This is a genomic window from Saccharothrix coeruleofusca (genome assembly GCF_014648515.1).
Lineage (GTDB): Bacteria > Actinomycetota > Actinomycetes > Mycobacteriales > Pseudonocardiaceae > Actinosynnema > Actinosynnema coeruleofuscum.
This window is the reverse complement of the sequence record NZ_BMRG01000023.1, coordinates 1-14,982: the sequence shown is the minus strand read 5'-3', so window position 1 is coordinate 14,982 and position 14,982 is coordinate 1. Positions and strand designations below refer to the sequence as shown.

Annotated in this window: 11 protein-coding genes; 7 read left to right on the top strand and 4 right to left on the bottom strand. The window is 73.3% G+C overall.

The window, feature by feature from the left end:
* The 4 genes from nrfD to IEZ00_RS32645 form a co-directional block, all read right to left on the bottom strand.
* On the bottom strand, positions 1–420 hold a 420-nt coding region (gene nrfD, locus IEZ00_RS37470; RefSeq protein ID WP_229796333.1), incomplete at its 3' end, for an NrfD/PsrC family molybdoenzyme membrane anchor subunit.
* The gene (locus IEZ00_RS32660; protein ID WP_189227239.1) at positions 420–1,307 is read right to left on the bottom strand and encodes a 4Fe-4S dicluster domain-containing protein; all 888 of its coding nucleotides are present in this window, start codon (positions 1,305–1,307) and stop codon (positions 420–422) included. The genes nrfD and IEZ00_RS32660, both read right to left, overlap by 1 nt.
* Positions 1,304–4,582 carry a formate dehydrogenase gene (gene fdh, locus IEZ00_RS32655; RefSeq protein WP_229796332.1) on the bottom strand — a complete coding sequence of 1,093 codons (3,279 nt, stop codon included), beginning with the start codon at positions 4,580–4,582 and terminating at the stop codon, positions 1,304–1,306. Before fdh ends, IEZ00_RS32660 begins: the two co-directional genes overlap by 4 nt.
* 65 nt (positions 4,583–4,647) lie before the next feature.
* The gene (locus IEZ00_RS32645) at positions 4,648–6,045 is read right to left on the bottom strand and encodes a condensation domain-containing protein (protein WP_189227237.1); all 1,398 of its coding nucleotides are present in this window, start codon (positions 6,043–6,045) and stop codon (positions 4,648–4,650) included.
* A gap of 193 nt (positions 6,046–6,238) precedes the next feature.
* Between IEZ00_RS32645 and fabG the strand changes: the two genes are divergently transcribed.
* The 7 genes from fabG to IEZ00_RS32610 form a co-directional block, all read left to right on the top strand.
* A complete protein-coding gene (gene fabG / locus IEZ00_RS32640; protein WP_189227236.1) occupies positions 6,239–6,991 on the top strand; it encodes a 3-oxoacyl-ACP reductase FabG in 753 nt (250 codons plus the stop codon).
* A 109-nt stretch (positions 6,992–7,100) separates the two neighbouring features.
* Positions 7,101–8,057, top strand: coding sequence for a beta-ketoacyl-ACP synthase 3 (locus tag IEZ00_RS32635; protein ID WP_189227235.1), 957 nt, complete (start codon positions 7,101–7,103; stop codon positions 8,055–8,057).
* A 33-nt stretch (positions 8,058–8,090) separates the two neighbouring features.
* Entirely contained in the window at positions 8,091–8,342 is a 252-nt protein-coding gene (locus IEZ00_RS32630) for an acyl carrier protein (RefSeq protein WP_189227234.1), read from the top strand.
* Positions 8,339–9,415, top strand: a complete 1,077-nt coding sequence (gene sbnA, locus IEZ00_RS32625; RefSeq protein ID WP_189227233.1) for a 2,3-diaminopropionate biosynthesis protein SbnA — start codon at positions 8,339–8,341, stop codon at positions 9,413–9,415. Before IEZ00_RS32630 ends, sbnA begins: the two co-directional genes overlap by 4 nt.
* Entirely contained in the window at positions 9,409–10,404 is a 996-nt protein-coding gene (sbnB, locus tag IEZ00_RS32620; protein WP_189227232.1) for a 2,3-diaminopropionate biosynthesis protein SbnB, read from the top strand. Before sbnA ends, sbnB begins: the two co-directional genes overlap by 7 nt.
* 10 nt (positions 10,405–10,414) lie before the next feature.
* The gene (locus IEZ00_RS32615; protein WP_189227231.1) at positions 10,415–10,627 is read left to right on the top strand and encodes an MbtH family protein; all 213 of its coding nucleotides are present in this window, start codon (positions 10,415–10,417) and stop codon (positions 10,625–10,627) included.
* 99 nt (positions 10,628–10,726) lie between these two features.
* On the top strand, positions 10,727–14,982 hold a 4,256-nt coding region (locus tag IEZ00_RS32610), incomplete at its 3' end, for a non-ribosomal peptide synthetase (RefSeq protein WP_189227230.1).

The window sequence follows — 14,982 nt, the reverse complement described above, 5'->3', positions numbered from 1 at the left end:
CATGTGCAGGAACCGCTCCGGCCGCCCCAGGTCGACCACCAGCAGGTACAGCCCGGCCAGCAGCGACACCAGCGCGCCGAGCCTGCCCGCGCGCCGCAGCGCGGGCCGCCCGGTCAGCTCCGCGCCCACGCCCAGCAGCGTCGAGCCCGCCGACACCCCGCCCGCGAACAGGTAGGCCGGGACCGGCCACTCCCACGCGGGCGTCTGCAGGATCTGCCGCTCGTAGTAGGAGCGGAACTCGGCGCGGTCCACCGGTTCCCGCGTTCCCGCGCGCACCTCCCCGTGCCGAGGACGGGGATCGCTGTCCTCGACGGCCCGCGGCCGGTAGTCGCGGCGCAGCCCCACCCGCTCCAGCAGCGCCCGACCCCGGTCCACCAGCGCCCGACTCATCAGCGCCCGCCCCATCAGCGCCCGCCCCATCAGCGCCCGCCCAGGAACGCGGCCACGGCGGCAGCGGCGAAGGCGACCGCCGCGACGCCCGCGCGCCGCCACATCGCGGGCAGGTCGCGGGTGGGCACCACCGGGTCCGGCGGCAGCCCGTAGACCTCCGGCTCGTCCAGAAGCAGGAAGAACGCGCCGTTGCCGCCCACCCCGTCCTCGGGGTCCGCGCCGTAGAGCCGGGCGCGGTCCTCGCCCCGCTCGCGCAGCTGCTCCACCCGGCGCGCGGCCCGCTCGCGCAGCTCGTCCAGCTCGCCGAACTGGATGGAGTCGGTGGGGCACGCCTTGGCGCACGCGGGTTGCTCGCCCACCCGCAGCCGGTCGTAGCACAGCGTGCACTTCTGCGCCCGGCCGTCGCCCTCGCGCCGCTGGATCACCCCGTACGGGCAGCCGGACACGCAGTAGCCGCACCCGTTGCAGATGTCCTGCTGCACCACCACCGTGCCGAACTCGGTGCGGAACAGCGCCCCGGTCGGGCACACGTCCAGGCAGCCCGCGTGGGTGCAGTGCTTGCACACGTCCGAGGCCATCAGCCAGCGGAAGTCGGTGCGCGCCTCCGGGCCGGTGGCCGCGCCCGGCCGGTCGAACGAGGGCATTCCCAGCTCCTGCGGCGCGGGCCGCTGCTGCTCCACGAACGCCACGTGCCGCCAGGCGTTGGCCCCGAGGTGCCCGGTGTTGTCCAGCGACATGCCCAGCAGGTCGAACCCGTCGGCGGGGACGTCGTTCCACTCCTTGCAGGCCACCTCGCACGCCTTGCACCCGATGCACACCGAGGTGTCGGTGAAGAAGCCCACCCTGGGCGGGTGCTGCTCGTACCCGGCCTCGCCCGCCACGTCGTGCAGCGGTCCGGAGAGGCTGTGCTCGGTCACGGCTGGTCCTCCTCGGTGTGCGGCAGGCCCGCCTCCGGGCCGGTGGTCAGCACGGTGGGCTCGGCGATCCCCGCGCGCCGCCGGTACCCGGCCAGGTAGTCCAGCAGCGCCGGTCCGCGCGGACGCCTGCCCGGCCGCACGTCGCAGGTGGCCACCTTGGTCTCCTGGATGAACACGTTCGGGTCGACGACCACGCCGAACAGGTCGTTGGGGGAGTCGCCGCGGACCAGGCCGACGCTGCCCCAGTGGTAGGGCAGCCAGATCTGGTGCACCTCGCGCTGGTCCACCCGCAGCGGCCGCATCCGGTCGGTCACCACCACGCGCGCCTCCACCGCCGCCCGGCTGGTCACCACGTGCGCCCACCCCAGGTTCTCCAGCCCGCGCTCGCGCGCCAGCGCGGGCGAGACCTCCACGAACAGCTCCGGCTGCAACTCCGCCAGGTGCGGCACCGTCCGGCTCATCCCGCCCGCGGTGTGGTGCTCGGTGAGCCGGGCGGTGGTCACCACGTACGGGAACACCTCGTGGTCCAGCGGCGGGTTGGACGGGTTGTCCGCGCGCCCGTAGATCTTGCGGGTCGGGTTGCCGCGCTGGCCGTGCAGCGGGTTGGGCACCGGCGACTCGTGCGGCTCGTAGTGCGTGGGCAGCGGGCCGTCGGCCAGGCCCTTGGGCGCGAACAGCCAGCCCTTGCCGTCGGCCTGCATGATGAACGGGTCGTCACCGCGCAGCGCCTCCGGACCCACCGCGCCTTCGGGCGGCACGTAGTCCGGCGGCTTGGTGCGCTCGAAGTCCGGCACGTCGTCCCCGATCCACTCGCCTCGTTCGGCGTCCCACCAGATCAGCGCCTTGCGCTCGCTCCATGGCCGCCCCGCGGGGTCGGCGGAGGCGCGGTTGTAGAGCACCCGGCGGTTCATCGGCCACACCCAGCCCCACTCGGTGGCGTAGAGGTTCTGCTCGCGGCCGGGTTTGCGGCGGGCGGCCTGGTTGACCTCGTCGGCGTAGACGCCGCTGTAGATCCAGCAGCCCGCCATGGTGCTGCCGTCGGCCTTCAGCTCGGTGTAGCCGCCGACCGCGCGGCCGGTGGTCAGGTCCACGCCGTTGATGCGCCGCAGCACGTCCTGGGCCTGCGGCTCGTCGCCCACCACCGCGTAGTCCCAGGCCAGGTCCAGCAGCGGCCGGTCGCGCTCGTCGGTGGAGTCCGCCAGCCGCTGCCGCAGCTTGCGGCCCAGGTGGTAGAAGAACCACAGCTCCGAGCGCTGGTCCCCCTTGGGCTCCACGGCTTTCTCCCGCCACTGGAGCATCCGCTGGGTCTGGGTGAAGGTGCCCTCCTTCTCCACGTGCGAGGCGGCCGGGAAGAAGAACACCTCGGTGCGGCAGCGCTCCGGCGCGATCTCGCCGGTCTCCACCTCGGGGGAGTCCTTCCAGAAGGAAGCGCTCTCGATCATGGTCAGATCGCGCACCACCAGCCAGTCCAGGTTGGCCATGCCCAGCCGCTGCAACCGGCCGTGCGCCGAGCCGACCGCCGGGTTCTGGCCCAGCAGGAAGTAGCCGAAGACCTTGCCGTCGACCATGTCCATCACCGTGCGGTAGGTGCCGTGGTCGCCGGTGATGCGCGGCAGGTAGTCGAAGCAGTAGTCGTTGTCGGCGGTGGCGTGCTCGCCCCAGTACTCCTTGAGCAGCGAGATCATGTAGGCGTCGGCGTTGCGCCAGAAGCCCTTCTGCTGGTCGGCGCGGACGCTGTCGACGTACTCGGCCAGGTCGCCGTGCTCGGGGGTGGGCATCGGCAGGTAACCGGGCAGCAGGTTGAACAGCGTGGGGATGTCGGTGGAGCCCTGGATGCTGGCGTGGCCGCGCAGCGCGAACACGCCGCCGCCGGGGCGGCCGATGTTGCCCAGCAGCAGCTGGATGATCGCACCCGCGCGGATGCACTGCGCGCCCGTGGTGTGCTGGGTCCAGCCGACGCTGTAGACCAGCGCGGCGGTGCGCTCGCGGCCGGAGTTGGCCGTCCAGGTCTGGCACACCGCGCGGAACAGCTCCTCGGACACGCCGCAGGTGCGCGCCACCGCCTCGGGCGTGTAGCGGGCGTAGTGCCGCTTGAGGACCTGGTAGACGCAGCGCGGGTGCTCCAACGTCGGGTCGGCGGCGATGCGCCCGCTGCCGCCCTCGACCTTCGGCCCGCCCGAGCCGTGCTGGTAGGACGCGGACCGCTCCTTGGCGCTCGCGCCCGCGTGGTCGTCCGGGCCCGCTTCGACGGTCTCGTACTGCCAGGTCGACGAGTCGTAGGACGCGGTCTCCGGGTCGTAGCCGCTGAACAGCCCGTCGAGGTCCTCGGTGTCCCGGTAGTCCTCGCCGACCAGGAAGGAGGCGTTGGTGTAGGCCACCACGTACTCGCGGAAGTCCAGCGCGTTGGTCAGGATGTGGTTGATCACCCCGCCGAGGAACGCGATGTCGGTGCCCGCGCGCAGCGGCACGTGCACGTCGGCGTGCGCGCTGGTCCGGGTGAACCGGGGGTCGATGTGCAGGACCCTGGCACCGCGCTCCTTGGCCTCCATGACCCACTGGAAGCCCACGGGGTGAGCCTCGGCCATGTTGGAGCCCATGATGACGATGGCGTCGGAGTTGATCAGGTCCTGCTGGTAGTCCGTCGCGCCCCCGCGACCGAAGGAGGCTCCCAGACCGGGAACCGTGGCGGAGTGTCAAATGCGGGCCTGGTTCTCGATCTGCAACGCGCCCAGTGCCGTGAACAGCTTCTTGATCAGGTAGTTCTCTTCGTTGTCCAGGGTCGCCCCGCCCAGGCTGGCCAGCCCGAGCGTGCGGCGCACGCGCCTGCCGCGCTCGTCGACGTCCTGCCAGCCCTTGGCGCGGGCCTCCAGCACCCGGTCGGCCACCATGTCCATGGCGGTGTCCAGGTCCAGCTCCCGCCACTGGCCGCCGTAGGGGGCGCGGTAGAGCACCTTCCGCGCGCGCTGCGGACCGGTGACCAGCTGCGTGCTGGCCGAGCCCTTGGGGCACAGCCTGCCGCGCGAGATGGGGCTGTCCGGGTCACCCTCGATCTGCAGCACCCGGTCCTCGGACACGTAGACGCGCTGGGCGCAGCCGACCGCGCAGAACGGGCACACGGACTTGGCGACGCGGTCGGCGTCGGCGATCCGCGCGGTCAGCCCGGCGGAGCGGGGCGACTGGGCGGCCCGGCCGCGGCCCAGCGGGTCGCGCCCGGTGATCTGCCGGTACACCGGCCACGACGCCAGCCGCGACGCCAGCCACCGCCCGACGCCCACGCGCACCTCCGTCCACGACGTCCCCCCATGCTGACACCGGGCAGACAGGGGCGCACCTCGGCGGCTCACCAGTCCAGCGCGTCCCCGCCCACCGCGCTGAGCAGCAGCTCCCGCTCCTCGGCGGCCATCATCGGCAGCCTGCCCGCCAGCTCGTCGGGGTCAGCGCACGCGGACTGGACCAGGACCAGGTACTGGCGGGCCAGCCGCTCGACGGTGGCGGCGTCGAACAGCGCGGTCGCGTACTTGAGGGTGGCGGTCACCGACCGCTTGCTCATGTGCAGCTCCAGCGTGAGGTCGAACTGACCGGTCTGCTGCGGCGGCATGTCGACGGCCGCCACCCGCACCCCGGCGTAGTCGAACGGGCCGTGCGACACGCCCTGGAACAGGCCGTCGAGCAGGGTGTCGTCCGCGCCCGCCGAGTAGGCGGTGACCAGCACCTGGAACAGCGCCGAGCGGCTCGGGTCGTGCGGCACGCCCAGCGCGGGCGGCAGCAGCGCGAACGGGTGGTGCCGGTACGCGGTGCCCTGGCGCAGCTGCCCACCGGTCTGCGCGACCAGCTCCCGGAACGTGGTCCGCGCGCCCACCTCCGGGCGCAGCAGCACCGGGTTGACGAAGAAGCCGACCACCTCGCTCATCCGGCGGTCCTTGGTGGAAGTCGCGCAGCCGAGCAGGAAGTCCGGCTGTCCGCTGTAGCGGTGCAGCAGCACCTCGAACACGGCCACCAGGAACGCGAACGGGGTGACCCGCAGCTCGCGGGCGACGCGCTGGACGTCCGCCACCGCGTCCTCGGGCAGCCGCGCGGACACCGCCGAGCCGACGTAGCGCTGCACCGCGGGACGCGGCCGATCGGTGGGCAGCTCCAGCGCCACCGGGGCGCCCGCGCAGAACCGCCGCCAGTGCTCGGTCAGCTCGGCCAATCGGGGGGAGGCCAGCAGTTCCCGCTCGGCGGCCACGTGGTCGGCGTAGGTCAGCGCCAGCTCGGGCAGCCGGGCGGGCACCCCGGTGCGCAGCGCCCGGTACTCCTCGAACAGGTCGCGCATGATCACCGTCTGCGAACCCGCGTCGAGCACGACGTGGTGGGCGACCATCACCAGCACGCCGCCCGTGTCGCCCCCCGTGTCGTCGCGGAGCAGCACGAACCGCACCAGCGGCGCCTCGCGCAACCGGAACGGCTCGGCGATGACCGCGCGCACCTGGGCCGCCGGGTCGCGCGCCGGTCTCACCTCCAGCCGCACCACGTCGTCCCCGTGCACCACCCGCTCCGGCTGGCCGGAGACGTCGGAGAACGACGACCTGAGCATGTCGTGCCGCCGCGCGGTGCGCCGCACCGCCTGCTCCAGCGCCCCGGTGTCGACCGGGTCGAGAATGCGCAGCGCGAACGCCACGTTGTACGCGGCGCTCTCCGGCGCCAAGTCGTGCAGGAACCACAGGGCGGCCTGGCCGACGGTGATATTTGTGGGCATCTGGCCAAGGTAGCGGCGGGCTCCGGCGGAAACCAACGAACTGCGCCGGATAGAGCCGGAAAATAGAGCCCAAGTGCGTCGATATGGGCTCAGTATTGGAATCGCGACCAAGCTCCCCGGTGCCTGGGTCTCGGCCCCTACCGCCGAGCACGCGCGGCCGCATGGCCGCCATCGCGAAGAGGAGTTCCCGTTCATGACGAACGATGACTTGGCGCGCCCCGTGGCGCTGGTGTCCGGGGGAGCGAGGGGGATAGGTCGAGCGGTCGTGGTCCGGCTCGCGCAGGCGGGCTACGACGTCGGCTTCTGCTACCGCAACGACGTCGCATCGGCCGAGCTGACGGTCAAGGAGGCCGCGCAGTTCGGCGGCCAGGTGCTGGCCGAGCGGGTCGACGTGGCCGACAAGGCCGCCGTCGACGAGCACGTGCAGGACATGGTCGAGCGGCTCGGCAGGCCGGAGGCGGTGGTCAGCTGCGCGGGCGTGGTGCGGGACAAGCCGCTGGCGCTGCTGGACGCCGACGACTGGGACTCGGTGCTGCGGGTCAACCTCGACGGCACCTTCCACTTCTGCCGGGCCGCGCTGCGGCCGATGATCGCCCGCCGGGGCGGCTCGTTCGTCACGGTGTCCTCCGTGGCGGGCGTGGTCGGCAACGCCATGCAGACCAACTACTCCGCCTCCAAGGCGGGCATCATCGGCTTCACCAGGGCGCTGGCCAAGGAAGTCGGCCGCTACCGCCTGCGGGCCAACGCGGTGGCGCCGGGGCTGATCGAGACCGACATGACCGCCGGGCTGGAGGAGTCGACCGCCAAGGGCTATTTGCGGCGCATCCCGCTGCACCGGTTCGGGCGGCCCGCGGAAGTCGCCGACATGGTCGCGTTCCTGGTCTCCGAGCAGGCTTCCTACGTCACCGGCCAGGTTTTCCAGGTGGACGGCGGTATCGCGCTGTGAGCGGCCCGAGAACCGATATGGGGCCAGTGTGGGGCGGTGTCGCAGACTTTCCCCCGGCGGCCTCGATGCCGGTCATCGCATTCCACTTCACGAGATTCGGGGAAATCCGGTGAGCGCACTTCGCGGTTCCCGCATCGCGGGCGTGGGCGGCTACCGGCCCGAGCGGGTGGTGGCCAACGCCGAGTTGGCCGCGATGACCAGCGTCAGCGCCCGCTGGATGGAAGAGCGGACCGGCATCAGGCAGCGGCACTACGCCGGGACGGGAGAAACCGTCGTCAGCATGGCGATCGCGGCGGGCGCCGCCGCGATCAAAGCGGCCGACCTCGTGCCGGACGACGTGGACCTGGTGGTGCTCGCGACATCCTCGCGCGAGCAACTGGCACCCGCGGGCGCACCACAAGTGGCCAGCGGGCTGGGCACCAGGGGCGCGGCGGCGTTCGACCTGAACGCCGTCTGCGCCGGCTTCACCTTCGGGCTGTCCATGGCGTCCAACGCCGTGCGCACCGGTCAGGCGGAGAACGTGCTGGTGGTGGGCTCGGACAAGCTGTCGCCGATGATCGGCCCCGAGCTGCCGGACACCTTCGCGATCTTCGCCGACGGCGCGGGCGCCGCGGTGGTCTCGGCCGCCGCCACCGAGGACATCGGGCAGGCGGTCTGGGGCAGCGACGGCACCAGGGCCGCGGTCATCGAGTCCAAGCTGCGGCCCGACGGCCGGGTCCGGGCCACCATGGACGGCCCGGTGGTCTACCGGTGGGCCACCGGCGAGATGCCCGCCGTGGCCAAGGCCGCCTGCGCGCGCTACGGGGTGTCCCCCTCGGACATCGCGTGGTTCGTCCCGCACCAGGCCAACCGCCGGATCATCGACACGGTCGCCCGGACGCTGGCGATCCCGCCCGAGCGGGTGGTGCTCGACATCGTCGAGACCGGAAACACCTCCTCGGCCTCCATCCCCCTGGCGCTGACGCGGCTGCGCGACAGCGGCCGCTCGACGCCGGGGGAGCTCGTGCTGCTGCTCGGCTTCGGCTCCGGCCTGAGCCACGCGGGCATGGTCGCCCGCATGTGCTGACCAACACCCGAAGACACCGGAAGGACCCGTTCCGTGGACAACATCCTGCAGGTCACCACCTCCCTGATCAGGGACCTGGTGCCCGATTACGAGGGCGACGTCGCGCTGTCGTCCAACTTCGAGGAGATGGGGGTGGACTCGCTGAGCCGGGTCGACCTCGTGGTGGCGCTGGAGCGCGAGTTCCAGGTGACCATCCCGGACTCCGTGCTGGCCGAGCTGCGCACGGTCGGTGACCTCGCGTCCTTCGTGGACGGAGCCAGGGCCGCGGGCAGCGCCGCGCAATGACGGACCTGCTGGCTGCCGTCCGGACCCCGGCGCCGGGCGACCAGGTGGCCTCGCTGCCCGGTCTGACCTCGGTGGCCGGGGGCGCCGGGAACACCGTGGGCGGTGTGCTGAGCACCGTCGCCAACACCCCGCTGGTCGAGCTGACGCGCATCGCGCCCGGCCTGGACGCCAGGGTCTTCGCCAAGCTGGAGCAGTTCAACCCCGGCGGCAGCATCAAGGACCGCTCGGCGCTGAGCATGGTGCGCGGTCGGGTGGACAGCGGCGAGCTGGTGCCGGGCCGGTCGGTGGTCGTGGAGTCCAGCTCCGGCAACCTCGCCGTGGGCATGGCCCAGGTCTGCCGCTACTACGGGCTGCGGTTCGTGTGCGTGGTCGACGCCAAGACCAACCGGCAGACGCTGTCCATCCTGCGGGCCTACGGCGCGGAGGTGGACGTGGTCGCCGAACCCGACCCGCGCACCGGCGAGTTCCTGCCCAGCAGGCTGGCCAGGGTGCGTGAGCTGGTGGCGGCCATCCCGCACGCGTACTGGCCCAACCAGTACGCCAACCCGCTCAACCCCAAGGCGCACGAGCAGACCATGCACGAGATCGCCAACGCGATGGACGGGCGGGTCGACTACCTGTTCTGCTCGGTGGGCTCGTTCGGGACGCTGCGCGGCTGCGCGCAGTACGTGGCCGACCACGGCCTGCGGACCAGCATCGTCGGCGTCGACGCGGTCGGCAGCGTCATCTTCGACGGGCAGGCGCCCGCGCCGCGCCACATCCCCGGCCACGGCGCCTCGCTGCGGCCCCCGCTCTACGACGCCGGGGCCGCCGACCACGTGGTGCACGTGTCCGACGTGGAGTGCGTGGCCGCCTGCCGCAGGCTCGTGGCCACCGAGGCGATCCTCGCGGGCGGCTCGTCCGGGGCGACGGTGTCGGCGCTGGAGAAGTTCGCCGACCGCATCCCGCCGGGGGCGCGCTGCGCGCTGATCTTCCCCGACACCGGCGACCGCTACCTGGACACCATCTACTGCGACTCCTGGGTGGCGGAGCGCTTCGGCGCGGTACCCGCAACGGAGGTCCACCCGTGTTGATCCTGGGGCACGACGAGGTCGCGGAAGTCCTGCGCGACCGCGAGAAAGACCTGGTCGAACTGGTCCGCACCGCCTACGAGCTGCACGACGAGGGCCGCTCGGCGGTACCGCACTCCACGTTCCTGCGCTTCCCCGGCGACACCCGCAACCGGATCATCGGCCTGCCCGCCTTCCTCGGCGGCGACCAGCCTGCCGCGGGCATGAAGTGGATCAGCTCGTTCCCGGCCAACGTCGAGGCGGGGCTGGCCCGCGCCAGCTCGGTGGTCGTGCTCAACGAGCTGACCACCGGCAGGCCGGTGGCGCTGCTGGAGGGCTCGCTGATCTCCGCCAAGCGCACCGCCGCGAGCGCCGCGCTGGCCGCGCGGGAGTTCACCGAGCCCGGCACCGGGGGCGTGGGCCTGATCGGCTGCGGGCCGATCAACTTCGAGGTGCTGCGGTTCCTGCGGGCGGTCCTGCCGTCGCTGGCCGAGGTCACCGCGTTCGACCTGTCCCCGGACCGGGCCGCCGCGTTCGCCCGCCGGGCCGCCGACGAGCTGGACCTGCCGGTGGCGGTGGTCGACGACGCGCACCGGGCGGTGGGCGCGCACCCGCTGGTGTCGCTGGCCACCACCGCGAGCACCCCGCACCTGGACCTGCGCGCCGCGCGACCGGGCGCGGTCGTGCTGCACGTGTCGCTGCGCGACCTGACCGTCGAGGCGGTGCTGGCCGCGCAGAACGTGGTCGACGACGCCGACCACGTGTGCCGGGAGCGCACCTCGCCGCACCTGGCCGAGCAGCGCACCGGCGGCCGGGCGTTCATCGACGCACCCATCGGCGGGGTGCTGCGCGGCCGCGTGCGGTTCACCCGAGACCCGGCCCGGCCGCTGGTCTACTCGCCGTTCGGGCTGGGCGCGCTGGACATGGCCGTGGCCCGGCTGGTGCGCGACGAGGCGGCGCACCGGGGGCTGGGCACCACCGTCGAGGGCTTCCTGCCCCGACCCACCACCTGAGAGGAACACCATGAGCGAGCAGCACGACCAGGAGACCTACCTCGTCGTCCTCAACGACGAGGAGCAGTACTCGATCTGGTGGGCGGACCGACCGCTGCCCGCGGGCTGGCGCGGCGACGGCCACTCCGGCACCAAGCAGGAGTGCCTGGACCACATCGCGCGGGTGTGGACCGACATGCGGCCCGCCGGCCTGCGCCGCCGCATGGCCGCCGCCGAGTCCTGACCCGGCCCGTCGCCGGACACCGCGCCGAACCCGCGCCCGACCGCGCGCTCGACTCCGCGACCGACCGCGTCCGCCGGAGCACACCACTGAGGGGAACCCATGATTGCCAAACAACCGGGGAGCGTGCTCGGGCCGCTGCCGGACCTGGTCGGCGCGCAGGCCGCCCGCACACCCGACGCCGTCGCGGTGCTCGCGGAGCGCGGCGCGCTGACCTACCGCGAGCTCATCGGCCGCGCCGACCGGCTGGCGCGGGTGCTGCGGGAACGCGGGCACGGGCCGGAGAGCGTGGTCGGCGTGTGCCTGGAGCGCGGGCCGGAGCTGGCGGTGGCGCTGCTGGGCGCGTGGCGGGCGGGCGCGGCCTACCTGCCGGTGGAACCCGCGCACCCGGTCACCCGGTTGGCCTGGACCCTCTCCGACTCCGGCGCGCGGACCGTGCTGACCCAGCCGTCGCTGGCGGACAAGGTGCGGGAGGCGGGCGGCGAGCCGCTGCTGCTGGACGGGCTCGGCGACGACGACGGGGACTGGCGGGGCGTGCGGGTGCGGTCCGACCAGGCCGCCTACGTCAGCTACACCTCGGGCTCGACCGGTCGCCCCAAGGGGGTGGTGATCACCCACGGCGGCATCGCCAACCGGGTGTCCTGGACGGTGCGCACGCACGGCCTGGCCGAGACCGACCGGGTCGTGCACAAGACGTCGATGGCATTCGACGCCGCCTGCTGGGAGGTGTTCGCGCCGCTGATCAGCGGCGGGACCGTGGTGATGGCGCCGACCGGGGCCGAGCGCGACCCCGCGCTGCTGACCCGCACCATCGCCGAGCACCGGGTCACCGTGCTCCAGGTGGTGCCCACGGTGCTGCGTGCGCTGGTGGACGACCCCGGCTGGCGGGACTGCGGTTCGCTGCGGCTGCTGTTCTCCGCGGGCGAGCCGCTGCACGCCGAGCTGTGCCAGCGGGCGCTGGCGGCGGTGCGACCGGCCATCTGGAACACCTACGGGCCCACCGAGTGCTCCATCGACATCACCGCCCACGAGTTCGACCCCGACCAGCACAGCGGCCCGGTGCCCATCGGCCGGGCCATCGACCACGGCCGGGTGCTGGTGCTGGACCGGCACGGCGAGCCCGCGCCGGTGGGCGTGCCGGGCGAGCTGCACCTGGGCGGGGTGGGGTTGGCCCGCGGCTACCTGGGCAGGCCGGACCTGACCGCGGAGCGGTTCGTGCCCGACCCGTTCGGCAGGCCGGGCGCGCGGCTGTACCGCACCGGCGACCTGGGCAGGCTGCGCGAGGACGGCACCCTGGACTACCTGGGCCGGTCCGACCACCAGGTCAAGGTCAACGGCGTGCGGATCGAGCCCGCCGAGGTCGAGGCCGCGCTCACCGCGCACCCCGACGTGCGCGCCGCGGTGGTGGTGGTGACCCGCGAACCCAAGCGGCTGGCCGCCTACGTGGTCGCCGACCGGGAGATCGACGCGGCCGAGCACCGGGAGTTCCTGCGCGCCCGGCTGCCCGAGGCGCTGGTGCCCGCGGTGTTCGTGGCGCTGCCCGAGCTGCCGACGACCACCAGCGGCAAGGTCGACCGGACCGCGCTGCCCGACGTGGACGCCACGGCGCGCGCCGCGCGGCCCGAGCACGAGGAACCCGCGGACGACACCGAGCGCGCGGTCGCCGGGGTGTGGCGTTCGGTCCTCGGCGTGGAGCGCGTCGGCGCCCACGACGACTTCTTCCAGCTCGGCGGCACCTCGATCCTGCTGACCGGGCTGGCCAACCGGCTGCGCGACACCACCGGCGCGGACGTGCGGCTGGCCGACCTGTTCGTCACCCCCACGGTGCGCGAGCAGGCCAGGCTGGTGGCCGCGGGCCGCGCGGCGGACGCGCCGATCGTGCCGGAGGCGGAGGCCACCAGCGCGCCGCTGTCCACCGGCCAGACCCGGCTGTGGTTCCTCGACCGGTTGCGGCCGGGCAGCCTGGAGTGGGTCACCCCGGTGTTCCTGCGGATTGCCCGCGAGGTCGGCGAGGACGCCGTGGCCGCGGCGCTGAACGCCCTGGAGACCCGCCACGACGTGCTGCGCACCACCTACGCCGCGGTGGCGGGCAGGCCGGTGCAGCGGATCAACCCGCCGGGCAAGGTCGAGCTGACCGTGGTCGACGGGGACGCCGATGGCCGGTTCGACTACGTGGAGGCGGAGCTGGCCAGGGGTTTCGACCTGGCCGACGGCCCGGTCTGGCGGGCGCTGCTGACCCCGGTGTCCGACACCGAGTCGCTGCTGCTGCTGACCATCCACCACATCGCCTGCGACGGCTGGTCGTCGGTGGTGCTGGAGCGCGAGCTGCGCGAGCTGCTGGCCGCCCAGCGGGCGGGGCGCGAGCCGAACCTGCCGCCGCTGGCCGTGCGGTACGCCGACTACGCGGTGTGGCAGCGGCGGCACCTGTCCGGCGATCGGGTGGAGCGCGACTTGGCGCACTGGCGCGGCGTGCTGGCGGACTTGGCCCCGCTGGAGCTGCCTACGGACCGGCCCCGGCCGGTGGAGCGGGACGCCCGCGGCGGCCTGGTGGCCCTGGACGTGCCGCCCGACCTGGCCGAGCGGGTGGTCGAGCTGGGCCGGGGCCAGGGCGCGACCCCGTTCATGACCTTCCTGACCTGCTACGCGGTGCTGCTGGCGCGTTACACCGGCCAGTCCGACGTGGCGGTGGGCAGCCCGGTGGCGGGCCGCGACCGGCCCGAGGTGGCCGACCTGGTCGGCTTCTTCCTCAACAACGTGGTGCTGCGCTGCGACCTGGACGGCGACCCCACCTTCGAGCAGGCGCTGCGGCGCGTGCGGGAGGTCTGCCGGGAGGCGTTCGCGCACCAGGAGGCGCCGTTCGACCGCGTGGTCGACGCGCTGGAGGTGCGCCGGGACCTGTCCCGCACGCCGCTGTACCAGGTGGCCTTCGACTTCCACGAGGAGGGCGCGACCGGCACCGCCGACCACACCGCCGACGTGGACTCCTTCGCCGAGGCGTGGGCGGTGGCCAAGACCGACCTGACCGTGCTGGCGCACCGGCGCCGCGACGGCGGTGTCACCGCCTACCTGGAGTTCGCCGCCGCACTGTTCGACCGGTCCACGGTCGAGCGGTTCGGCGAGCACTTCCTGGGCCTGCTGCGCGCGGTCGCGGCCGAGCCGACCGCGCGGCTGTCGGCGCTGGAGTTCGTCGGTCCGGGGGAGCGGGCGCTGCTGCTCCACGGCGGCGAGGGCGAGCGGTTCGCGGTCGACCGCGGCCTGCACGCGATGTTCGCCGAGCGCGTGGCCATGTCACCGGACGCGCCCGCGGTGGTGTTCGGCGACGAGGTGCTGACCTACCGCCAGCTCAACGCGCGGGCCAACCAGCTGGCCCGATACCTGGTGTCGATGGGCGTGCGGCCGGGCTCGCTGGTCGGCGTGTGCCTGACGCGATCGGCGAACCTGGTGGTGGCGCTGCTCGGCGTGCTCAAGGCGGGCGGGGCGTACCTGCCGCTGGACCCGGCGGTGCCCGCCGAGCGCCTGCGGTTCATGGCCGAGGACGCGGCCGTGCCGGTCGTGCTGGGCGAGCTGTCGGTCGAGCCGCTGGTGTCGGAGTTCTTCGACGGCGCGCAGGTCCTGCTCGACGACGTGCTCCAGGCCGCGGCCATCGACGGCTACCCGACCAGCGACATCGACGCGGGCACCGGTCCGGACGACCTGATCTACATGATCTACACGTCGGGTTCGACCGGACGCCCCAAGGGTGTTTACCTGACCCACCGCAACGTGGCTCGGCTGTTCCACAGCTGCCAGGGCGACTACGCCTTCGGGCGGTCGGACGTGCTGACGCTGTTCCACTCCTACGCCTTCGACATGTCGGTGTGGGAGCTGTGGGGCGCGCTGCTGTACGGCGGCAAGCTGGTGGTGGTGCCGCAGTCGGTGACGCGGTCGCCGGACGAGTTCCTGGACCTGCTGGTGGAGCACCGGGTGACGGTGCTCAACCAGACGCCTTCGGCGTTCAAGGGCCTGGTGGACCTGGCGTCCACCGACGACCCGAGGCTGGCGGACCTGGCGCTGCGCGCGGTCACGTTCGGCGGGGAGAAGCTGGAGATGGCCGAGTTGCGGCCGTGGGTGGACCGGTTCGGTACCGCGGCGCCGAAGCTGGTGAACATGTACGGCATCACCGAGACGACCGTGCACTCCACCTACCACGAGGTGTCCGATGTGGACGTTGCCGACGGCTGGCTGAACCCCATCGGCAGGCCCCTGGCCGACTTGCGCATCCACTTGTTGGACCGGCACGGTCGGTTGGTTCCGGTGGGTGTGCCGGGGGAGATCCACGTGGGTGGGCCGGGTGTGGCGGTGGGGTACTGGAACCGGCC

Excerpts from the sequence above, each read along its gene's own strand:
- IEZ00_RS32615 (WP_189227231.1), top strand. The coding sequence starts at position 10,415 with ATGAGCGAGCAGCACGACCAGGAGACCTACCTCGTCGTCCTCAACGAC.
- sbnA (WP_189227233.1), top strand. The coding sequence starts at position 8,339 with ATGACGGACCTGCTGGCTGCCGTCCGGACCCCGGCGCCGGGCGACCAG.
- IEZ00_RS32645 (WP_189227237.1), bottom strand. The coding sequence starts at position 6,045 with ATGCCCACAAATATCACCGTCGGCCAGGCCGCCCTGTGGTTCCTGCAC.
- fabG (WP_189227236.1), top strand. The coding sequence starts at position 6,239 with ATGACGAACGATGACTTGGCGCGCCCCGTGGCGCTGGTGTCCGGGGGA.